Genomic DNA, 21,833 nt, shown 5'->3' with positions numbered 1-21,833 from the left:
AGAGCCATCCAAAGCCCTTTGGCCGCTCCGAGGCGGTGTCGGCTTGTCGATGGATACGGCTCGACCCGGCGGCAGCAGTCTCGGCGGGTTGATCTCGCATGTGCGAAATGGCACAGACGAGGCTTCCAAGGTTTTGTCCGCCGGCCGACCATTTCGTGGTCGGGCCATGTCCCGCCGTTGAGGTGTCGCCTTTCCGGTGCATCTCCATTTCGTGCAAGCTGAAGATCTCGATGAATATTGCTGAAACGCTCCGCCGCGAGTGGTTCGGGAACGTGCGCGCCGATCTGCTCGCCGGTCTCGTCGTCGCTCTCGCCCTCATTCCGGAAGCGATCGCCTTTTCCATCATTGCCGGCGTCGATCCGAAGGTCGGCCTCTACGCCTCCTTCTCGATCGCCGTCCTGATCGCCTTTACCGGCGGGCGGCCGGGCATGATTTCGGCCGCGACGGCGGCGACCGCCGTCCTCATGGTCACGCTCGTTCGCGATCACGGGCTGCAATATCTGTTCGTCGCGACGGTTCTGGCCGGTATCCTGCAGATGGCTGCCGGAACGCTGAAGCTCGGCAACGCCATGCAGTTCGTCTCCCGCTCGGTGATGACCGGCTTCGTCAACGCGCTGGCGATCCTGATCTTCATGGCACAGCTGCCGGAACTCATCGGCGTGCCGTGGATGACCTATGTCATGGTCGCGGGCGGGCTCGCGATCATCTACCTGTTCCCCCGCCTGACGACGGCCATCCCGTCGCCACTGGTCACGATCGTCGTGCTGACCGCCATCTCGCTCACCTTCGACATGGGCCTGCGCACCGTCGGCGACATGGGCGAACTGCCCTCCACCCTGCCCGTCTTCCTCCTCCCGGACGTGCCGTTCACGCTGGAAACGCTGCTGATCGTGCTGCCCTATTCCGCAGCGATCGCCGTGGTGGGCCTTCTGGAATCGCTGATGACCGCGCAGATCATCGATGATCTCACCGACACCCCGTCGGACAAGAACCGCGAATGCGTCGGCCAGGGCATCGCCAATTTCGTGACCGGCTTCTTCGGCGGGATGGCCGGCTGCGCGATGATCGGCCAGTCGGTGATCAACGTGAAGTCGGGTGGCCGCGGCCGGCTGTCCACCTTCTCGGCCGGCATCTTTCTCCTCTTCCTCATCGTCGTTCTTGGCGACTGGGTGGCGATCATTCCGATGGCGGCGCTCGTCGCGATCATGATCATGGTCTCGATCGGCACCTTCTCCTGGGCTTCGCTCAAGAACCTGCGCGACCACCCGCGCCGCTCCTCCACCGTCATGCTGGCAACGGTTGTGACTGTGGTCTGGACCCACAATCTGGCCATCGGCGTCATTATCGGTGTCATGCTGTCCGGCGTGTTCTTCGCCTGGAAGGTGGCGCAGTTCTTCCGTGTGACCTCCGAGCTTTCGGAGGATGGCCTGACCCGGACCTACAAGGTCGAGGGACAGGTCTTCTTTGCCTCGACCGAGCGCTTCGCCAGCGCCTTCGACTTCCGTGAGGCGCTGGACAAGGTCGTCATCGATGTCGGTTCGGCCCATATATGGGATCTGTCCGGCGTCGGGGCCCTGGACCGGGTCGTGCTCAAGTTCCGCCGTGAAGGCGCTGATGTCGAAATTCGCGGCATGAACGAAGCGAGCCGCACGCTCGTCGACAAGATCGCGATCCACGACAAACCCGGGGCCCTGGACGAGATCGGCGCCCACTGACCTTGTCTGTAGTGCAACGGGACGCGGCCGAAGAGCCGGCTCCAAGGGAGGGAACAATGGAAAAGATCATGGCCTGCGTGGACGGTTCGGTCTACGGCCAAAGCGTCTGCGACCATGCCGCCTGGGCGGCGGAGCGTCTGGGTGTTCCCGTCGAGGTGCTGCATGCGCGCGGTCGCCGTGAAACCGGCAGCGTGCCGGCCGACTTCAGCGGCAATCTCGAGTTCGGCGATCGATCGATGCTGATGAACGAGTTGGCGGAGTTCGACGAGCAGCGCTCCAAGCTTGCCACGAAGCGCGGGCGCGTCGTTCTCGAACAGGCGGTCGCCCGTTTGAAGGAAGCCGGCGTCACCGCGGTGACGCAGACGCTTCGCGACGGCGACATTTCCGATGCGCTCACCGATCTCGCCGATGAGACCCGTTTCATCATCATCGGCAAGCGTGGCGAAGCCGCGGACTTCTCCAAGGGCCATCTCGGCTCCAACCTCGAACGCGTGGTGCGCTCGTCCAAGCGCCCCGTGCTGATCGCATCCCGCGCCTTCAAGCCGATCAAGCGTTTCATGGTGGCCTTCGACGGTGGCCGATCGTCGCCCCAGATCATCGAGCGGCTGGTCGCCAGTCCGCTCCTGAAGGACGTCCACTGCGATCTGTTCATGGTCGGCAAGCCGAGCGGCGATGCCGGCCAGCGGCTGCACGAGGCCGAAATGCGGCTGCGGGAGGCGGGCTATGCCGTCGCCGTCTATGCCGAAGAGGGCGACGCGGAAGAATGCATCGCGCGGAAGGTCGAGCGCGATCACATCGACCTCATCGTCATGGGGGCCTACGGCCACTCGCGCATCCGCACGCTCTTCGTCGGCTCGACCACGGCCGAAATCATTCGCGGCTCGACCATCCCGGCCCTCATCATCCGGTAGAAAAACCGGCATGGGCGGGCCGCCTCTCTCAAGGCGGCGCCGAGCCACTGATATTTTCCCGCTGTCCAAACATCCGAGGCCATCTCTACCCACACCACTTCCGCATGCACTACGAGAGCGGCGCGAAGTGGTTGGACACCTGGTCCTGCAAGGGCGATGACGAATGCCCTGACTGTGCAAGCGACACTACTCGCCGATCGAAGTGGAGGACATCGAACGACGATGGACCACGCCATAGAGATCCTCGGGATTGAAAACACTAGGGCCTCTCCAGAACATGGTGAGGACACTTTCTCTGCACACCAAAAATTTGTCCGACCTATAAGTATCTGAGGGTAGCAATCAATTAATCAGAACGGAAAAAATAGAATAAAATTCTTGGGCGCTATATTTGACCAATTTATAACTATGAATTTTCGGTCCAGAATTGAAATAAAAGTATAATTACAGACGAATGCAAACTATGATTTGCTCAGCCTTTGTAGAGCATTTTGAGCGTTCTCATTTCCCTGTTCAGCCGCCTTCCGATACCATTTGACGGCATCAGCCTGGTCCTTCGAAACACCTTCGCCGTTCTCATATAACCAGCCAAGACTATATTGTGCTGTCGCATATCCCTGGTCGGCTGCCTTCCGATACCACTTGACCGCCTCAATCAGGTCCCTCGAAACGCCTTCGCCCCTGTAATACATGAAACCAAGACTGGTTTGCGCGGATGCATTTCCATGATCGGCCGCCTTTCGATACCACTTGACGGCCTCGATCGCGTTCTTCGAAACACCCTTGCCCATGTGATACATGTGACCAAGACTGTCTTGCGCAGCGGTATGTCCTTGGTCAGCCGCCTTCCGGTACCAACTGACGGCCTCAAGCCAGTCTCTCGAAACATTTTTGCCGTGGGAGTAAATTAAGCCGAGAGTAAATTGTGCGGCTGGGTATCCTTGAGCAGCAGCCTTTCGATACCACTTGACAGCCTCGTTAAATCGTTCTGATCGTTGCAATGCACGCCCGAATTGATAGCTCAAGCGCATTTCACTTGGCTTTGCAGCAACAGCGGCTTCGCACGACTTGATAGCACTAACGACTTGAATATCCTCGTAGGCCACGCCGGCAAACTTGAGATTTCTGTCAGGATCGGCTGGATGTCCAGCCAACTCATCACAAAGGCGGATCGTGTCCATCTCCTCTTCAGAAAGCGCCTGCGAAGTTGCCCGATTGATGGCCAGCCGCTCAATCTCCACGTCGCCAAAGATATGCATCTGATCAGGCGGTGTCGTCAGCATGACTGTGAACACTCCCGGGCTCGTCTTCGTCTGTTGAAAGAAGCGAGAGACACGGGCTAAAACCGTCTGCGTGAAAGAGACGTCTCCGGACTTGGTCGAGGCGACTTGATGCACGCCGAGTTTCCCGCGAAGCTCACGACTCTCACCCGCGAAAAACAAGAACGCGCAGGCTGAAAGGCACTCCGCGTCTTCGGGAACCACGGTCGCGAAGCCCTCCTCCGCCATCGTTTCTGCGATTGTAAGCGCCACAATTATGCTGCCACCCCGACTGTCGAGAACAAGGGTCCGGGGTTCCGTCGTCGCCTTCTTCGCGTCACTGAAATTGAAAAGCTCCAGTGGGCCAATCTCTCCTTCGAGACGAATAACCGAAGGCTGATCACTCTCGACAACAAAGGGACCGAAACGGCGCTCCGCCGCAACAGAGGCCGAGGAGAGATTTGCCAATAAGACGGCGACAACTCCCCCAACGCATGCTCTTCTGATCATCGGCGCGCTCACTCATGGTCGCAATCCAACCAGACGCTAACGCTGCGGCAGCTCACGCACAAGCAACGCCGCAAGGTGGCAGACTCACAATCTCGCTCTCGGCCAATGACAGCAGGCGGCGGGTTTGATCCGTGTGGTGGCTCGCACGGGCGAGTCGACGCAGTTCTGCTCCGTCAGAGTCCGATCGAAGCGGGATGGGAGACGACATGGCAAATTCCCGTTTGCCATAGGGGTCAGGGTTTCGCGTCTCTGGGAATCCCAAAGAGTCGGACATCGCTCCCGTTGGTATGAGCAGTCCTGAAATGAATAACGGGCGTCGCCGGCCAAACCCCGCGACGCCCTCTTTCTTTTCTCAGTTCATGCGGCTGCCCGGCGCATCATGCTCCGAGCAGCGAAGCCCTGGAACTACGCGCCGATCTTGCCGCCGCCCTGCTTGGTGATCGCGACGACCGACGGGCGAACCGGCATGTCGTCCCTGAAGTCGGGCCAGCGGGTCGAAAGATCCTCGTAATAGGACGGGCGGCCGAAGCCTTCCCAATCCTCGCCGCCATCGGCCGGATGCTGGACCGCGACGAAGAAGGTCGCGAGATCCGGCGTCGGCAGCGGACCGCACATCTCGGCGCCGACCGGCACGCGGAAGAAGAGCTTCGACGTGCCGCGGGCATCGCCCTCCGTGTCGACCGCAAAGAGACCGTCGGTGCGTCCGGTGGCCTTCGGCGAGTTGCCGTCGGTCGAGACCCAGAGCCGGCCGTCGGCATCGATCGCGCAATTGTCCGGCATGCCGAACCAGCCGTTCTTCGTGGTCTCGGTGGAGAACGTCGCTCCGACCTCGGCGATCGACGGGTCGCCGCACTTCACCAGGATTTCCCAGGTGCCCTTGGTGGCGGCGAAGTCGCCACCCTCTTCTGCGATCTCGACGATGTGGCCGAAGGCGTTGTCGACGCGCGGGTTGGCGGCGTTGGCTTCCGTGCGCTTGGTATTGTTGGTGAGCATCACGTAGACGCGGCCGGTCTCGCCGTCCGGGCCGATGTCTTCGGGACGATCCATCGGCGTCGCTTCGAGGAGATCGGCGGCACGGCGGGTCTCGATCAGGACGTCAGCCTGGCTCTCGAAGCCGTTCTCGGCCGTCAGCGGGCCCTCGCCGAAGGTGAGCGGCAGCCATTCCATGGTGCCGTCTTCCTCGAACTTCGCGACATAGAGCGTGCCCTCGTCGAGAAGGTCCATGTTCGCGGCGCGGTCGTCCGGATTATAGGTGCCGGCGGTCACGAACTTGTAGACATAGTCGAAGCGCTCGTCGTCGCCGAGATAGAAGACCACATGGCCGTCCCTGGAGACGATGTTGTCGGCGCCCTCGTGCTTGAAACGGCCGAGCGCGGTACGCTTCTTCGGCACCGAATTCGGGTCTTCCACGTCGACCTCGACGATCCAGCCGAAGCGGTTCGGCTCGTTCGGTTCCTTCGACAGGTCGAAGCGATCGTGGAACCTGCCCCATTCGTAGGACCCGTCCGGCACGCCGTAGCGCTCGTAGTTCTGGGCCTCGCGGTGGCCTTCCGGCAGCTCGCCGAGGAAGTAGCCGTGGAAGTTCTCCTCGGCCATGATGTAGGTACCCCAGGGCGTGACGCCGCCGGCGCAGTTGTTGATCGTGCCGAGGACCTTCGTGCCACTCGGGTCGGCCGTGGTCTTGAGCCGCTCATGGGCGGCAGCAGGGCCGCGCAGCTCCATCTCGGTGTTCGCGGTGATCCGGCGGTTGTTGGCGCCGTCGCGCACGACCTGCCACTTGCCGCCCTCTTTGCGGATCTCGACGATCGTACCGCCATGGGCGGCCATTTCGATGTCGACGCGCTTCTGGTCGGCCGGTGCGATCTCGACTTCGCCATCCTTCACGGTGACGATGCCCGGGAACATCAGATGCTCGTTGGTGTACTCGTGATTGACCACCAACATGCCGTGCTCGGACGAGCCGTCGATCGGAATGTAGCCGACATAGTCGTTGTTGTAGCCGAACTGGCGGGCCTGGGACTCGGGCGTCTGATTGGTCGGGTCGAACTCCGGCGAATCGGGGAACAGCCCGTCGCCCCAGCGCAGCAGCACGTCGGCGTCGTAGCCCTCGGCGACGTGATGGGTCTCGTCGACGCCGGCCTCGACCTCGGTGAAGGTGAATTTCGAGCCGGTCGCGGCCTTGGCTTCCTCAGCGCTCATCAGCGCCATCGGGCTCACCGTCGCGGCAATGGCGGTCGCCGCCATCGATCCGCGCAGGAAATCACGGCGCGAAAACCGCGCGGCGATGATCTCGCCCATGGTCCGGTTGTTGGTCGGGTTGAGGCCGTCGCCGTCGGCCTCCTCAAGCTTGCTGGTGCGGAACACCGTGCGCCCTGCAACGTGTTCGTTCATCGTCATCCCCTGTCGCAAACGTGGAATAGGAACCCGCATGGCCGAGGCGAGAGCCTCAGAATCTGGAAAGGTTCCAAGGTCTGATAGCGAGGCTGTGCGACAGATGCATGACGTCCGCCGCCGGGTCTGAACAATGAAAGTTCAACGAACGGAAGGCCGGCGGAGAGCGGTTTCCGCTTCGCTGCAAGCGTACTGCCCGCAAGCAGCCAGAACGGATGAGTTATCCGTTCGGAGGTGCCGCGCGCCGCGCCTTGCGCCGTTCCAGACCGAGCCTGTGCTCGCGCCAGATGATGAAGATGCCGGCCGAGACCACGATCGCGCCGCCGGCGAGCGTGGTCGAGTTGACGGCTTCGTCGAAGATGAAGAAGCCGATCGTCACGGCGAGGATCAGCGAGACATATTCGAAGGGCGCGACGGTCGAAGTATCGGCATAGCGGTAGGCCGCCGTCAGAAGCAGCTGTCCGACTCCCCCGCACAGACCTGCCGTGACCAGCAGCGCAGCCGCTTCCGGGCTCGGCACTTCCCAACCCAGGAAGATCGTCAGGAGCGATAGAAGCGAACAGGTCAGCGAAAAATATATGACGATGGTCGCCGTCTTTTCGGTGCGCACCAGTCGCCGGATCTGGATGAAGGCAATGGCGGCGATGATCGCGGAGCCGAGAGCTGCGAGGGCTCCAATGGTCTCGGGCCCCTCGAAACCTTCCTCGAGAAGCGTGAGGTTGGGCAGGGAAACAATGATAACCCCTGTCAGACCGATGATCGCGGCGGTCCAGCGATAGATCCGGACCGCCTCCTTGAGGAAGATCGCGGCAAAGACGACCGTCAGAAGCGGCGCGCCGTAGGAGATTGTGATCCACTCTGGATAGGGCAGTCGCGTCAGGGCGAAGAACCCCAGCACCATGGAGCAGACGCCGACCATCCCGCGGATCATGTGGCCGACGAGATCATCCGTCTTCAGTGCGGTCTTCAGGTCGCCCAGCCAGGCGAGATAGACGACCACCGGGATTAGGGCGAAGAACGACCGAAAGAAGACGAGCTGTCCGGCGGGGATCCCTTCGCCTCCTGCTTTCAGCGCCGTCTGCATGCCAACGAAGACGACCACGGACATGCATTTCAGGCCAATGCCGAGCATCGGGTTCGGCGCATCGGCCGATTCTCCCGCAACCATGGTCTTCCTTCCGGAGGGTCTGCCGCCTGCGAACCGACTTGGATGCGGCTCTTCGTACGAGGTTTTTCAAGCCCGCCGAGCGACGGGCGGGGATCACGCGAAGGCAACGCCTGAAGCGAGAAAGACTCCCTCGCGCGGCGCCTCCTGGCGGAGAGCGATGTCAGCGAAGCTGGCTGTCCTTGTTAGCGCGGCGATTGAAGCTCGACTGGGCCGGCTTCGCATCGCGCGCCGATTGGCATTCGATGCAGGTGCGCACGCCGGGGACGGCCTTGCGCCGAGCGGCGGGAATCTCCTCGCCGCATTCGTCGCAATGGGTCGCCCCCATCCCCGCCGGCAGCTTCGCGCGCGCGTTCTTCAGCGCGTCCGAAACCGTGTCGTCGATCTGATCCTGAACCGCGCCGTCGCGCGTCCACCCACCAGCCATGCCCGCACCGTGCCTTTCGTAACTCTACCGTATATTATTGCGACCAGAGACAACGGCTTTCAAGGTCCACCGCCACATCGTCGTGCGGCGGACCCATGGTCGTCAGGAGAGGCCGCGGAATCCCGCATCCTGAAGCGCCTGCCAGACCCTCAAGGGTGTCGCGGGCATGTCGATCTGCGTGACCCCTGCCGGACGCAGCGCGTCGGCCACCGCGTTCATCACGGCCGGCGCCGCACCGATCGTACCCGCCTCCCCGGCACCCTTGATGCCAAGCGCATTTGTGGTCGAGGGAACGTTGCGGGTCTTGAAGTCGAACATCGGCAGGTCCCAGGCGCGCGGCATGGCGTAGTCCATGAAACTCGCCGAGACGAGCTGCCCGTCTTCGGAGTAGACCGCGTCCTCGATCAGCGCCTGGCCGATGCCCTGGGCAACGCCGCCGTGGATCTGACCGGCAAGCAGCATCGGGTTCACGGTGACGCCGAAATCGTCGACGATCGTGTAGGCGACGATTTCGAGCGCCCCGGTCTCGGGATCAATTTCGACTTCGCAGACGTGAGTCCCGTTCGGATAGGTGCACTCGTCCTGCTTGAACTCGCCGGTGGCCTTGAGGTCGTCGGCGGTCTTGGCTGCCGCCGCGAGGGCCGCAAAGTCTATCGCCCGGTCGGTCCCGACGACGCGCGCCTCGCCGGCCTCGAGCTCGATGTCGGCGATTGCCGCCTCCAGCTCGTCGGACGCGAGCTTCTTGATCTTGTCGGCGAGCCCCTGGCTGGCACGACGCACCGATACGGCGCCGAGCGGAATCGAGCGCGAACCACCCGTGCCGCCCCCCGTCGGCGTATCGTCGGTATCGCCCTGGCGTACGACGATCCGGTCGTAGTCGAGTTTCAACGCCTCGGCGACGAATTGCGCATAAGCCGTCGCATGGCCCTGCCCGTTGGTCTGCGTTCCGATCTTCAGCTCGATGCGGCCGTCGGATTTGAGCTCCACATAGGCGGGCTCCGATCCGGGGAAGGCGCAGGCTTCCACATAGGTCGCCATGCCGATGCCGCGCAGCTTGCCGGACTTGGCGGCCGCAGCCCGCCGATCTTCGAACCCGTCCCAGCCCGAGCGCCGCATGGCTTCGGCCATGTGGCCGGCAAAGTCGCCGGTGTCGTACATCCGGCCAAAGGCGGTGTGATAGGGCAACTGGTCGGGCTTGATGAAGTTGCGCCGCCGGATCTCGTCGCGGCCGACACCAAGATCCCGCGCGCATTGATCGACCAGCCGCTCGATCAGATAGGCGGCTTCGGGCCGGCCGGCGCCGCGATAGGCGTCCACCGGCACCGTGTTGGTGTAATAGAGGTCGCAAGTCACATCGATCGCCGGAATGTCGTAAAGACCGGTCGCCATCGACATGCCGAACCACGGGATCATCGGCCCGAACTGGGACGAATAAGCGCCGAGATTGGCCGCTATCTTGATCCTCAGCGCAGTGAAGCGCCCGTTCTCGTCCATCGCCACCTCGCCGGTGACGAGATTGTCGCGGCCATGGGTGTCGGTGACGAAGTGCTCTCCGCGGTCGGAGGTCCATTTGACGGGCCGCCCGAGCTGCTTTCCCGCGAAGAGGACGAGGGCGTATTCGCGATACAGGAACGCCTTGGTGCCGAAGCCACCTCCGACATCGTGGGTCACGACGCGGATCTTTGCCGGGTCGATCTTGAAGACCTTTTCGGCCAAGGTATCGCGCAGACCATGAACGCCCTGACTGCCCGAGGTCAGAACGTAGCGGTCCTCGCCTTCCACGAACTCGCCGATGGCCGAACGCACTTCCATGTAGTTGCAGACCAGCCGGTTCTGAACGAGATCGATCCGGGTCGTTCGCGCCGCTTCCGCGAAGGCTGCATCCGTCGCCGAGGCATCGCCCACATGCATCTGACCGGCGAGGTTGCTGCCCGCATCCGGCCAGACCAGCGCGCTCCCTTCGACCTGCGCAGACTTGAGATCGGCAACGGCGTCCAGAGGCTCGTACTCCACCTCGATCAACTCGGCCGCATCCCTTGCCTGCAGAGCCGTGTCGGCCACCACGAAAGCCACCGCATCGCCCACATGGCGCACGACGTCCTTGCACAGAACCGGCGCATCGCGCGGCTCGAAATTGCCACCGGACGTCATCTTGGGGCGGGCAAGACAGGGAATGTCTCCCAGTTCGGCGACATCCGCCTGGGTCAGCACGAGCTTCACGCCGGGCGCGGCCTTCGCGCTCTCGAGGTCGGTGATCGTGAAGCGCGCATGGGCATGCGGCGATCGCACGAGCGCCGCGTGCAGCATGTTCGGCCGGGTCTCGTCGTCGGTGTATTGCCCTGCGCCGCGCAACAATCTGTCGTCCTCGGTGCGCAGGACCGACGCGCCAAGGCCAAACTTCGGAGTCATGACATTCATCTGGAACCAGAACCTCTTCGACGCGGGGCCCGCATACGCGCCGCGAGCCCTCCTCCCCTCCTCGGCACATGTGGGTTCAGCGCCAAGGTGGAGACAAGACGGAATTATTGCAGGAAGCAATTCCGTCGAGTGAGAAACTGCGGCCCGCCCTTGCGGTCAAGCGAATGAAGGAGGTCGCGGCCAGAAACGTCAATGGCTTTATGCAGGTCGCACGCTTGGAATCGCCGGTCCCAAGGGCTACCTCCCACGCAACACGCAAAAGGGGACATCCATGCTGCGCACCGACGACGGTCAGACCGTGAAGCTTTCCGAGTATCGCCCGACGGATTTCATCCTGTCAGGTGTGGAGATGACCATCCAGCTCTTCGAGGGTCGGGCCGACATCGTCACCCATCTGCGGCTTCAGCGCCGGGCGGGCGTCGCAGCGGATGCGGCCCTGCACCTCGACGGCGACGATCTGCTCCTCGAAAGCCTCGCGCTCGACGGCAACATCGTCGCGCCGCAAAACTATGAAGCGACGCCGGGAAGCCTCGTCGTGTCCAACCTGCCCGAAAGCGAACCCTTCACGCTGACGGTCGAAACCCGAATCGTGCCCGAGCAGAACACCCGGCTGATGGGGCTCTATCGGTCAAACGGGATCTGGTGCACCCAGTGCGAAGCCGAAGGCTTCCGGCGCATCACCTATTTCCTGGATCGGCCGGACGTGCTGGCGCCCTACAAGGTCCGCATCGAGGCGGACAAGGCGGCGGCGCCGGTGCTTCTTTCGAACGGCAATCCGGTCGAGACTGGCGACCTGCCGGACGGACGGCACTTCGCGGTCTGGGACGATCCTTTCAACAAGCCGTCCTATCTCTTCGCCATCGTCGCCGGTGATCTCGACGCGATGCTCGAAACCTTCACGACCGCGAGTGGCCGCGAGGTGACGCTCGGCATCTACACAGAGAAAGGCCGCGCCGGCCAGGCCGGCTATGCCATGGACGCGCTGAAGCGGTCGATGGTGTGGGATGAGCGGCGCTTCGGCCGGGAATACGATCTCGACGTCTTCAACGTCGTCGCCATCGCGGACTTCAACATGGGGGCCATGGAGAACAAGGGCCTCAACATCTTCAACCATAAATACGTTCTGCTCGATTCCAACATCGCCACCGACGCGGACTATGGCGGCGTCGAGACGGTCATCGCCCATGAATATTTCCATAACTGGACGGGCAATCGCATCACCTGTCGGGACTGGTTCCAGCTCTGCCTGAAGGAGGGCCTGACCGTCTATCGCGACCAGGAATTCTCGGCCGACGAGCGCGAACCCACCGTGCAGCGCATCTCTTCGGTCCGGCGTCTCAAGGCGCACCAGTTTCCGGAGGACCAGGGTCCGCTCCAGCATCCCGTCCGTCCGGGCGAGTATCGCGAGATCAACAACTTCTACACGGCGACCGTCTACGACAAGGGCGCCGAACTGGTTCGCATGATCGCGACCATCCTTGGTCGCGAGGGCTTCCGCAAGGGCATGGACCTCTATTTCGAGCGTCATGACGGCGAAGCGGCGACGATCGAGGATTTTCTGAAATGCTTCGAGGACGCGTCAGGGCGGGATCTGACCCAGTTCGCGCTCTGGTACGCGCAGGCCGGCACGCCCACCCTGTCAGTCTCGGAAAACTATGATTCCGCGGCGCGCCGCCACGAGGTGACCTTCCGCCAGGTCCTCAAGAAGGGCGCGGCAGGCACCGGCACCGCGCCGATGCCGCTGCCGATCCGCTTCGGCCTGGTCGGCCGCAACGGCCAGGACAATGATGCGCCCGCCAGGGCGAGCGGCCCTGCCTCCGTGGATGGCGATGTGATCCTGCTCGAAGGGGCCGAGGCGACCGTCTCCTTCGAAGGTCTCGGCGAACGCCCCTATCTGTCCGTCCTGCGGGACTTCTCGGCCCCGGTGACGCTCGAGCACGATCAGAGCGAGACGGACCGGCTGGCCCTTGCTCGCCTCGATCCGAACCTGTTCAACCGCTGGCGCCTTCTCAGCGATCTGGTCGGCGACGCCTTGGCCACGGCCGGCAGGCGGCCCTTGGGCGACCAGACCGCCGCTCTCGGCGACGAGGTGGTCGATGCGATCCTCGCCTCCATCGGGGACCGCGGACTCGAGCCGGCCTTCCGGGCGCAGGTTCTCGGTCTGCCCGGCGAGCCGGAGGTCGCCCGCCAAGTGGGCGAGAATGTCGATCCGGATCGGGTCCATGAGGTCCTCGAGAGCGCGCGGGCGGCCATCGGCAGCAAGGGAATGGCGCTCTTCGAGAGCCTGCGCGACGAACTCGCCAGCGACGCGCCGTTTTCACCCGACGCTGCCAGCGCCGGGCGCCGTGCCCTGTCCAATGCAGCCCTCGCCTACATCACGGCCGGCTCCGGCGACGCACAGTCCGCCGTCGATCAGTACGAGAGCGCGAGCAACATGACCGACCGCCTGGCTGCGCTCGCGATCCTCTCGCACCGCTTCCCCGAACACCCGGCGACGAGCGAGTCGCTGGACGATTTCTACAAGCGCTTCGAAACCGACGAACTGGTCCTCGACAAGTGGTTCGCCCTGCAGGCCGTGGCACCTGCGAGCAATGCCGTGGAGGCTGTCACACGCCTTACGGAACATCCGCGATTCACGCTGCGGAACCCCAACCGGGTGCGGGCGGTCGTGGGCAGCTTTGCCGCCGGCAATCAGGTCGCCTTTCACCGGCCCGACGGGAGCGGCTATCGGTGGGTCGCGGACAGGCTGATCGAACTCGACAAGATCAACCCTCAGATCGCGGCCAGGATCGCGACCACCTTCCGTGCCTGGCGCAGTCTGGAGCCCGGCCGGCGTGGAAAAGCTGAGGAAACCCTGAGGAAGCTTTCCGAATCCAATAGCCTTTCCAAGGACTTGCAGGATATTGTGGATCGCTCTCTGAAATAATTGATCAATTTGTTGATTTTTTTCGCGAGTGCACAGTGTCAGCTATGGACAAGCTGATTCGTGTCTGATCAATTCGTTGCGATTCGGTAAAGCGGCTTATCGAATCAGTGATGCGGCAACGAGGGGTCTTGCATGCGAGCGGATGCGTCAAGCGCACCGAACGGGGAAGGTTTGCTTGCCTGGATCGGGGGTCTGATTGGCGATCGGGGCCTTCCCGGTGAAGGGCTGGCTCAGCTTGCTGGCGCGGACCCGACAGCGCAGTCCGACCACATGTTGCGACGCGTCGTTCCGCCTCTGGTGATCCTGTTTCTTCTTGGTCTCGCGGCGACCCGCCTGATCATCGCGACGAACGACCAATCCCGAATTCTGGACGATGCGCGCCACGATCTTGCGATCGCCGCGCGTCTCCTGTCCGTCGGCGGCGAAGCGGCTGCCGAAGGCCTCGCCGAGTTCGACGTCGCCGCCTTCCTTGTCGGCTTTGCCAGCACCAAGATCGTGCCGGACTCCGCAACCGCGGTGGTCGCGGACCGCAACGGCCTCGTCACCCATGCCATGGCCGGCTCGGAAGACTATGTGGGGCTGAACGTTCACGACATAATGTCCGATTCGCGCCATCTCGTGGGGTTCGATGCCGGCTCTACCGCGATCGATACGAGCTTCCGGGGTGTTCCGGCGATCGCCGCGGCGGCCGAGCTGCCGAACCGGGCCGGCAATATCGTGATCATTCGTACCGAAGCGGAAGTCCTCTCCGTCTGGCGCGACTCGCTCTCGCTCGCCGTCACTCTCTTCGCGCTCACCAGCCTGATCATGCTGGTCATTCTCTACGCCTATTTCCGTCAGACCCGGCGCGCGGAAACCTTCGACACATTGTGCAGCGAGACAAATCAGCGGGTCGACATCGCGCTCTCGCGCGGCAAGTGCGGCCTGCTCGACTGGGACATCGCTCGCGGCCGCATGTACTGGTCGCGTTCGATGTACGAAATTCTCGGCATGGAACCGGGGAATGGCGTTCTCTCCTTCGCTGACGTCGCCCCGCTGGTGCACCCGGAGGATGTCGGTCTGTTCGAGATTGCCCGTGCGGCCGCCGACGGTCGTATCGAGATGCTCGACCGGGTTTTCCGGATGCGCCGCGCCGATGGCGACTATGTCTCGATTCGAGCCCGTGCCGACGTGACGACCTGCTGCGACGGCGGAACGCACCTGATCGGCATTGCCGTCGACGTCACCGAGCAGCAGGAACTGGCGCGCAAGACCAACGAGGCCAATATCCGCCTGCAGAACACCATCGAGCATATTTCGGAAACGTTCCTGCTTTGCGATCGCGACGCCCGCGTGGTCGTCTGCAACTCGATCTATCGGCAGACCTTCGGCCTCGACGAAGCCGACGTCCTTCCGGGGACGCCGGTCGAAGAGGTTCTGCGCAAGGCACATGGGCCCAGCCGTGTGAAGCCGCTTCAGGGCGATATGGCCGAGAGCGAGAGCGCTGTCGAAGCCGAGATGCCCGACGGGCGCTGGCTCCTGATCTCCGCCCGTCGCACGGCCGATGGCGGCAGCGTCTCGATCGGCACCGACATCACCCAGATCAAGCATCATCAGACGCAGATCGCCAATTCCCGCGAACAGCTTCTCGAAACGATCAAGGAACTCGAGGCCGCCACCGCCGACGCCGAGCGCAAGGCCGCCCAGCTCTCCGACCTCAATCTGCGCTACATGGCCGAGAAGGATCGCGCCGAGACCGCCTCGCGCGCCAAGACGACCTTCCTCGCCAACATGTCCCACGAGCTGCGCACACCGCTGAACGCCATTCTCGGCTTTTCCGACCTCATCCGCCACGAGACCTTCGGCGTCCTCGCCAACGACAAATATTCCGAATACGTCCAGGACATCCACAAGAGCGGGACTCATCTCCTGCGGATGATCGACGACATTCTCGAACTGGCAACGATCGAGTCGGGACGTCTCGAACTCACGCGGGAATCGATCGAACTCGCCGATATCGTGCGCGACAGCGCGGCACTCGTCGAACCGCTGGCCAAGGAAAAGCAGGTCCGGATGAGCATCGAGACGCCGGAGCGGCTAACCATGACGTCGGACCGTCGCGCGACGACCCAGGTCGTGCTCAACCTTCTGTCCAATGCGGTCAAGTTCGCGGCGGAAGGCGGCGCGGTCCGCTTGCGCCTGCGGCGGCTCGGCGACACCGCGATCCTCACGATCGCCGACAATGGCTCCGGCCTCTCGAAACAGGCCATGGCATCCCTCGGTCTGCCCTTCGGCGAACTGGACAACGAGTTGGTGCGATCGAAGCATGGCGGCCACAGGCTCGGTCTCGCGATCGCGCGCTCCCTGGTGGGCCTGCATGGCGGCAGGATCAGGCTCTCCTCCCGGGTCGACGACGGCACGGTCGTCACCCTGCGGCTGCCCACGATCGCGTCGGCGAAGTCGCACGAACACACTGCGGACTCTTGGATGACGCGAGCCCTCGATCCCGCTCTCCCCGCATCGCGGCGCCTCGCCTCAGGACGGAAGGGCAGGACACAGGCCGCCGCCTGACCTTGCCGCCGCACGGCCGCGACCGACAGCCGTCGCGGTTCTGACGACCCCCCGCCTCAACGCCTTTTTTCATCGACCGCCGGACGAGATGCGCGGCGGGTATCCATCACTCCGCGGAGTCCTCCTCGCTTGCCGTCCCGACGACCGATTCGAAACAGTCGCGCACCATCCGGGTCTCCGCATCGACCCATCCCGTGAGCGCGTCGACATCGTCGAAGCCCAGCGAGCGGGTGATCGCCTCCAGCAGACCGAGCGGCACGTCGGAAAACTCCTTCGCGCCCGAAGGGCCAAGGCGCAGCAACTGGGTGATCCGCGTCAGGCGGTTCATCGCGTCGGCGAGGCGCACGCCGTCCACTTCGGGCGGTGGGAAGACCGCCGCCGCCAGCACCGTTTCGGTCGGACGACCGCAAAAGACAGGATCGACCCGCCCTGTCAGGATCGCCCATTGGGCGAGAAACTCCAGGTCGATCAGCCCGCCGGGACGGAGCTTGAGATCGAGAGCGCCGCCCGCCGGCTTGGCGCGAGCGATGCGATCGCGCATTTCGGCGACGTCGCGCGTCACCTCCTCCGGATCGCGCAGGTCGCCCACGATCGCCGCAATCGTGTCGGCGACTTCACGCATCAAGTCCGGATCGCCGGCGATCGGGCGCGAGCGTGTCAGCGCCATCCGCTCCCACGTCCAGGCTTCCTTGGCCTGATAGAGGCGGAACGCTTCGAGATCGGTCGCGAGCGGCCCCTTGTTGCCGGAAGGCCGGAGCCGGAAGTCGACGTCGTAGAGGATGCCTTCGCGCATGGGGGCGGTGAGCGCCGCGATGAGCCGCTGCGTCAGCCGGGCAAAATAGGCGGCAGGCGACAGCGCTTTTCGCCCGTCCGAGGCGTCCGCGTCCGGGTCGTGATCGTAGAGAAGGATCAGGTCGAGATCGGAGCTCGCCGTCAGTTCCTGGCTCCCGAGCCGCCCCATGCCCAGGAGCGCGATCCGCGCGCCGGGGACGCGTCCGTGGACCTCGACAAAGGCTCGCTCGACGATGGTGAGCGTCGATTCCAGCACGACATCAGCGATGTTGGAGAAGGCCGGGCCGGCTTCGTCGGCATCGACGATGCCGCTCAGCATGCGGGCGCCCACAAGAAAGCGCTGCTCGGATGCGAAGATCCGCAGACGTGTCAACTCGTCCTCGTAGTCGCTCGCCATCGCCATAAAGGCAGACAACCGCTCGGCCAGGAGTTCGCGCTCGGGCAGTTCGCCGAGAAAGGCCGGATCGAGGAGCGCGTCGAAGACATGAGGTCTGGCGGCGATCGTCTCACGCAATGTCGGGGCCGAGGTCATGATGACGGCCAGAAGCTCGAGCGTCTTCGGATTGGACGCGATCAGCGAGAAGAACTGAATTCCGGCGGGCAGGCCGGCGAGAAACCGATCGAAGGCGACGAGCGCGCCATCGGGATCGGGGGCCTTGCCGAAGGTGACCAGCAGGACCGGCAGCACCTCCGACAGGCGCTGCCGCGCGGCGTTCGTCTGGGTGGCGCGATACCGTCCCAGCGTCCAGGAGTGGACGACTCGTGCGATATCATTCGGCCGCTCATAGCCGAGGCTCTCCAGCGCAGCGATGGCTGTAGGATCGTCCGGTGTCCGCGACAGCGTGGCAAGCGCAGAATGGTCGTCGCCCCTGTCCGCCTCGTCCCGTCCCTCGCTGAACAGGCCGCTGTAATGCCGGTCGACGCGTTTCAGGCATGGCAGGAGCGCCTCGCCTAGCGCATCGACGCCCGAAAAGCCCGCGAGATGAGCGACGGCGGCGAGCTTTTCGTCGTCTTCGGGCAACGTGTGGCTCTGCTCGTCGGCCTGCATCTGGATGGCGTGTTCGACACGCCGCAGGAACCAGTAGTCGCTAGTGAGTTCCTCAGCCGTCTTGCCGGCGATCCAGCCGCCGCTGGCGAGTTCCGCGAGCGCTTGGTCCGTGCGCCGCTGCCTCAGCTTCGGGGCCCGTCCGCCAGCGATCAATTGCTGGGCCTGGGCGAAGAACTCGATCTCACGGATGCCGCCCCGCCCGAGCTTCACATTGTGGCCGGCGAGACCGATCGATTCGAAGCCGCGATGCCGGTCGATGCGCTGCTTCATGTCCTGGATGGCGGCAACGGCGGAGAAATCGAGATATTTCCGCCAGACGAAGGGGGTGACCTCCTTCAAGAACGCCTCGCCAGCCTGGCGATCGCCGGCGATCGTCCGCGCCTTGATCATCGCGGCGCGCTCCCAGTCGCGGCCCGACCCCTCGTAATAGGTGAGCGCCATGTCGGTGGACATTGCGAGCGGCATCGCGCTCGGGTCCGGCCGCAGCCGCAGATCGGTGCGGAAGACGTAGCCGTCGCCAGTTCGCTCGTTGAGGATCCGCGTCAGCTTGCGCACGAGCCTTGCCAGCGTCTCGGAAGCATCCATCGGGTCCGGCGTCAGAGGCTTGTCGGCGTCAAAGAAGACGATGATGTCGATGTCGCTCGAATAGTTGAGCTCGCGCGCACCGAGCTTGCCCATTCCGAGGACGAAGAGGCCGCATTGCTTCTCCGGTTCGTCCGGAAAGGGCAGCGTGATCTTTCCCGACGTGCCAAGATCGACAAGGCAGTATCGCAGGGCGGTCCCGACCGCTGCTTCGGCGAAGTCGGACAGGGCGCCGGTCGTCTCTTTCAGACTCGCGCCGCCGAACGTCTCAGAAAGGGCAAGTACCAGCGCGACCTTGCGCTTGGCTTCGCGCAGTGCCGTCATCAGCGCGCGCTCGTTCATGTCTGAAATCGCAAGCCCGGCAACGGACTCGATCGTTCGCGCGACAATCGCATCGGCGCCATCGGTGAGAACGTCCTCCAGCCACTCCGGATTCTTGAGGATGATCCCGTTGAGGAACGGCGAGAGATCGAGAAGCGCCGACAACCGGGCCGAATCCGGATGACCACTCTCAAGGAAGGCACCGAGGCGATTCAGCCCGCGCTCTTCGGCTGCCTCCCGAAGATCCGCGATCCATCGCCGGGCCGCGTCTTCATCGAGCGGTTTCGGGTGCTCGCCGCTCCCCAGGCCGAAGCCGCCCTGCCCTCGATCGTCTGTCTCCGGATTCGTCTCAGCTTTCGCCACCATCGCTCGTCTGCCGCTCCTCCTTCGGCATTTCGAGGACAACAGTAAGCCCCGGCGCCGCATCCTCAAGGACGAGGCTTCCGCCATGGACCCGGGCAATCGCCTGGACGAGCGACAGGCCAAGGCCTGAACCCGGCATGGAACGGCTCTGGTCGAGGCGATAGAAACGCTCGAGTACGCGCTCGTGCTTGTCCGGCGGAATGCCCGGCCCGTCGTCGGAGACGGCCAGCCGCCACCTCGTGCCGCCATCGGAAATGGCGACCTTGATCTTCGTCCGGCGATCCGGCGCGGCAGCATATTTCAGCGCATTGTCGATCAGGTTGGAGATCGCCTGCGCGATCAGTTCGCGACTGCCCGTCACGAGAAGGCGCGGCGGCGCCTCGAGTGTCAGCGAGGCGCCGGCGTCTTCGGCCAGCGGCTCGTAGAGATCGACCACGTCGGCGGCGATCTCGGCCACGTCGATCTCCGATTTCAGCACCGAATGGGACCCGGCCTCGACGCGGGAAATCATCAGGATCGCGTCGAAGGTCCGGATCATCTGGTCGGACTCTGCGATCAGCCCCTCCAGCACCTCGCCCGCTTCCGCTTCGGTCGGCCGTGCCGCCAGCGCCGACTCGGCCTTGCTGCGCAGCCGGGTCAGGGGGGTTCTGAGATCGTGGGCAATATTGTCCGAGACCTGCTTCAGCCCCTCCTGAAGGAGAGATATCCGCGCGAGAAGCGTGTTGAGGTTTTCCGAAAGCCGGTCGAATTCGTCGCCGGCGCCGGTCACCGGCAGGCGTTCGGAGAGATCGCCGGCCAGGATCCGGGCGCTTGCCGCCGTCACCCCGTCGAGCCGGCGAAGTGCCCTCCGGCCAACGAAAAACCACGCGATCAGCGCCGCAAGCCCCATCAGCGCCAGCGCCAGGATCAGGGCGCTGCGAACGACGCCGCGGAACCGCACCTGTTCGCTCTGGTCGCGGCCGACCAGGACGCGCATGCCATTAGGCAGGCTGACCACCTCGGCAATTGCGAGATGATAGCGGTCATCGTCATCCTCGGCATAGCGCTCATAGGCAAAGGCGTCGCTGGTGGGCCCGGCATCGTCCAGCACGCCGGGCTGGAGATTCTCGACATTGCCCGCAATGATGCGACCGGTCGCGTCGGTGACCAGATAGAGCGAGGCGCCCGGCTGGCGGGAGCGCCGATCGATCGTGCGCACCAGTCCGATGATCCCCCCCTGGCGGTAGACCTGGGCCAGTTCGTTCAGCTCTTCCGAAATCGTCGCCCGGCTCTGATCCTCGACGATCCCCGAGGCGGTCGCCGTCACGTAGAAGACGAGCACCACAGCGCAGATCGCGAACAGCAGGAAGTAGACCGCCGAGAGCCGGACGGCGGTCATGCGCATCAACGCTCTCAGCCGTGCCATGACGCCTCCGCGGGGCGGCGATAGGGCGATGCGGATCGAAGAGAACACAGTGCCGATTGCACGAACCCGTCACGGTCGGAGACCGAGCTGGACCGTTGCGTTACCCCCCTCTGTCGGCTTCGCCGACATCTCCCCCGCAAGGAGGGAGAGTGGTGGTGCCAGGCCTCGATGCCAGCCTTTCTCCCCCCTTGCGGGGGAGATGCCGGCAGGCAGAGGGGGGTGACCTCAGAGACGCGACGCAAGAGGACGAAACAACGAAACCTCATCGCCTCGGATCAGCCATCGGCGCGCATGATGTAGCCGGCGCCGCGGACGGTATGCAGGATCGGCGAGCCGAAGTCGCGCTCGATCTTCGAGCGCAGCCGCGAGATGTGCACGTCGATGACGTTGGTCTGCGGGTCGAAATGATAGTCCCAGACATTTTCCAGAAGCATGGTGCGGGTCACCACCTGGTTCGCATGCTTCATCAGATATTCCAGAAGCCGGAACTCGCGCGGCTGCAGGACGATCGGCTTTCCGGCCCGGCGCACTTCGTGGGACAGGCGGTCGAGCTCCAGATCGCCGACGCGGTAGCTGGTCTCGACCTCCTTGCCGACCCGCCGCCGGCCGAGCACCTCGATGCGCGCCAGGAGTTCGGAGAAGGAATAGGGCTTAGCGAGATAGTCGTCGCCGCCAGCGCGCAGACCCTTCACGCGATCGTCCACCTGGCCCAGGGCAGAGAGGATCAGGGCCGGCGTCTCGTTGTCCTCTTCGCGCAGCGCCGCGATCACCGACAGCCCGTCGCGCTTCGGCAGCATGCGATCGACGATCAGGACGTCGTAGTCGCGCGTCTGGGCCGCATGGAGGCCCTCCTCACCGTCTGCGGCATGGTCGGCGACATGACCGGCCTCTTTCAGCGCCTTCACCAGGTAGGATGCAGCTTCGCGGTCGTCTTCAATGATCAGGATTCGCATGGAGTCGGTCGAAGCTTCGCCAGCCGGGTTTCGCGTCATGTTACGCACCTAGAAATCTGCGAGAAAAAGCAAAGCGGGCGGCGCATGAACACCGCCC

12 protein-coding genes are annotated in these 21,833 nt (G+C 63.8%); 4 read left to right on the top strand and 8 right to left on the bottom strand.

Annotated elements, in window-relative coordinates; all coding sequences use genetic code 11:
- Positions 1-230: 230 nt before the first annotated feature.
- Positions 231-1,715, top strand: a complete 1,485-nt coding sequence (locus MF134_RS08205; RefSeq protein ID WP_255338937.1) for a SulP family inorganic anion transporter — start codon at positions 231-233, stop codon at positions 1,713-1,715.
- A 56-nt stretch (positions 1,716-1,771) separates the two neighbouring features.
- Positions 1,772-2,626, top strand: a complete 855-nt coding sequence (locus tag MF134_RS08200) for a universal stress protein (protein ID WP_255338936.1) — start codon at positions 1,772-1,774, stop codon at positions 2,624-2,626.
- A 461-nt stretch (positions 2,627-3,087) separates the two neighbouring features.
- Here MF134_RS08200 and MF134_RS24000 read toward each other — a convergent pair whose 3' ends face one another.
- The 5 genes from MF134_RS24000 to MF134_RS08170 form a co-directional block, all read right to left on the bottom strand.
- Positions 3,088-4,407 carry a hypothetical protein gene (locus MF134_RS24000; protein WP_255338935.1) on the bottom strand — a complete coding sequence of 440 codons (1,320 nt, stop codon included), beginning with the start codon at positions 4,405-4,407 and terminating at the stop codon, positions 3,088-3,090.
- Between the two features lie 393 nt (positions 4,408-4,800).
- Positions 4,801-6,786, bottom strand: a complete 1,986-nt coding sequence (locus tag MF134_RS08185) for a PhoX family protein (RefSeq protein WP_255338934.1) — start codon at positions 6,784-6,786, stop codon at positions 4,801-4,803.
- 220 nt (positions 6,787-7,006) lie between these two features.
- Positions 7,007-7,954 (bottom strand): DMT family transporter, encoded by a 948-nt coding sequence (locus MF134_RS08180; protein ID WP_255338933.1) that lies wholly within the window; start codon positions 7,952-7,954, stop codon positions 7,007-7,009.
- A 160-nt stretch (positions 7,955-8,114) separates the two neighbouring features.
- Complete coding sequence (locus tag MF134_RS08175) at positions 8,115-8,378, bottom strand: DksA/TraR family C4-type zinc finger protein (RefSeq protein ID WP_255338932.1); 264 nt, start codon at positions 8,376-8,378, stop codon at positions 8,115-8,117.
- 102 nt (positions 8,379-8,480) lie between these two features.
- Entirely contained in the window at positions 8,481-10,796 is a 2,316-nt protein-coding gene (locus MF134_RS08170; protein ID WP_255338931.1) for a xanthine dehydrogenase family protein molybdopterin-binding subunit, read from the bottom strand.
- Positions 10,797-11,067: 271 nt separating this feature from the next.
- Here MF134_RS08170 and pepN point away from each other — a divergent pair, with 271 nt between their 5' ends.
- Together pepN and MF134_RS08160 are read left to right on the top strand one after the other, a co-directional pair.
- Positions 11,068-13,722 carry an aminopeptidase N gene (gene pepN, locus MF134_RS08165; protein WP_255338930.1) on the top strand — a complete coding sequence of 885 codons (2,655 nt, stop codon included), beginning with the start codon at positions 11,068-11,070 and terminating at the stop codon, positions 13,720-13,722.
- A gap of 270 nt (positions 13,723-13,992) precedes the next feature.
- Entirely contained in the window at positions 13,993-16,272 is a 2,280-nt protein-coding gene (locus tag MF134_RS08160) for a sensor histidine kinase (protein ID WP_255338929.1), read from the top strand.
- 106 nt (positions 16,273-16,378) lie between these two features.
- On the opposite strand, the gene MF134_RS08155 is transcribed toward MF134_RS08160, so the two are convergent.
- The 3 genes from MF134_RS08155 to MF134_RS08145 all read right to left on the bottom strand — a co-directional run bounded on the left by MF134_RS08155 (position 16,379) and on the right by MF134_RS08145 (position 21,775).
- The gene (locus tag MF134_RS08155) at positions 16,379-19,381 is read right to left on the bottom strand and encodes a bifunctional [glutamine synthetase] adenylyltransferase/[glutamine synthetase]-adenylyl-L-tyrosine phosphorylase (protein WP_255338928.1); all 3,003 of its coding nucleotides are present in this window, start codon (positions 19,379-19,381) and stop codon (positions 16,379-16,381) included.
- Positions 19,365-20,783 (bottom strand): sensor histidine kinase, encoded by a 1,419-nt coding sequence (locus MF134_RS08150; protein ID WP_255338927.1) that lies wholly within the window; start codon positions 20,781-20,783, stop codon positions 19,365-19,367. The genes MF134_RS08155 and MF134_RS08150 overlap by 17 nt, the downstream gene beginning before the upstream one ends.
- 275 nt (positions 20,784-21,058) lie before the next feature.
- Positions 21,059-21,775, bottom strand: a complete 717-nt coding sequence (locus tag MF134_RS08145) for a response regulator transcription factor (RefSeq protein WP_304363656.1) — start codon at positions 21,773-21,775, stop codon at positions 21,059-21,061.
- Between the last annotated feature and the right edge of the window lie 58 nt (positions 21,776-21,833).

The organism is Jiella marina, assembly GCF_024359545.1.
In the GTDB taxonomy this organism is placed as follows: Bacteria; Pseudomonadota; Alphaproteobacteria; order Rhizobiales; family Rhizobiaceae; genus Jiella.
This window is presented reverse-complemented; position numbering and strand designations above follow the sequence as displayed.

Coding starts and splice junctions, on each gene's coding strand:
- MF134_RS08205 (WP_255338937.1), top strand. CDS start 231: ATGAATATTGCTGAAACGCTCCGCCGCGAGTGGTTCGGGAACGTGCGC.
- MF134_RS08200 (WP_255338936.1), top strand. CDS start 1,772: ATGGAAAAGATCATGGCCTGCGTGGACGGTTCGGTCTACGGCCAAAGC.
- MF134_RS08185 (WP_255338934.1), bottom strand. CDS start 6,786: ATGAACGAACACGTTGCAGGGCGCACGGTGTTCCGCACCAGCAAGCTT.
- MF134_RS08180 (WP_255338933.1), bottom strand. CDS start 7,954: ATGGTTGCGGGAGAATCGGCCGATGCGCCGAACCCGATGCTCGGCATT.
- MF134_RS08175 (WP_255338932.1), bottom strand. CDS start 8,378: ATGGCTGGTGGGTGGACGCGCGACGGCGCGGTTCAGGATCAGATCGAC.
- MF134_RS08170 (WP_255338931.1), bottom strand. CDS start 10,796: ATGAATGTCATGACTCCGAAGTTTGGCCTTGGCGCGTCGGTCCTGCGC.
- pepN (WP_255338930.1), top strand. CDS start 11,068: ATGCTGCGCACCGACGACGGTCAGACCGTGAAGCTTTCCGAGTATCGC.
- MF134_RS08160 (WP_255338929.1), top strand. CDS start 13,993: ATGTTGCGACGCGTCGTTCCGCCTCTGGTGATCCTGTTTCTTCTTGGT.
- MF134_RS08155 (WP_255338928.1), bottom strand. CDS start 19,381: ATGGTGGCGAAAGCTGAGACGAATCCGGAGACAGACGATCGAGGGCAG.
- MF134_RS08150 (WP_255338927.1), bottom strand. CDS start 20,783: ATGGCACGGCTGAGAGCGTTGATGCGCATGACCGCCGTCCGGCTCTCG.
- MF134_RS08145 (WP_304363656.1), bottom strand. CDS start 21,775: ATGACGCGAAACCCGGCTGGCGAAGCTTCGACCGACTCCATGCGAATC.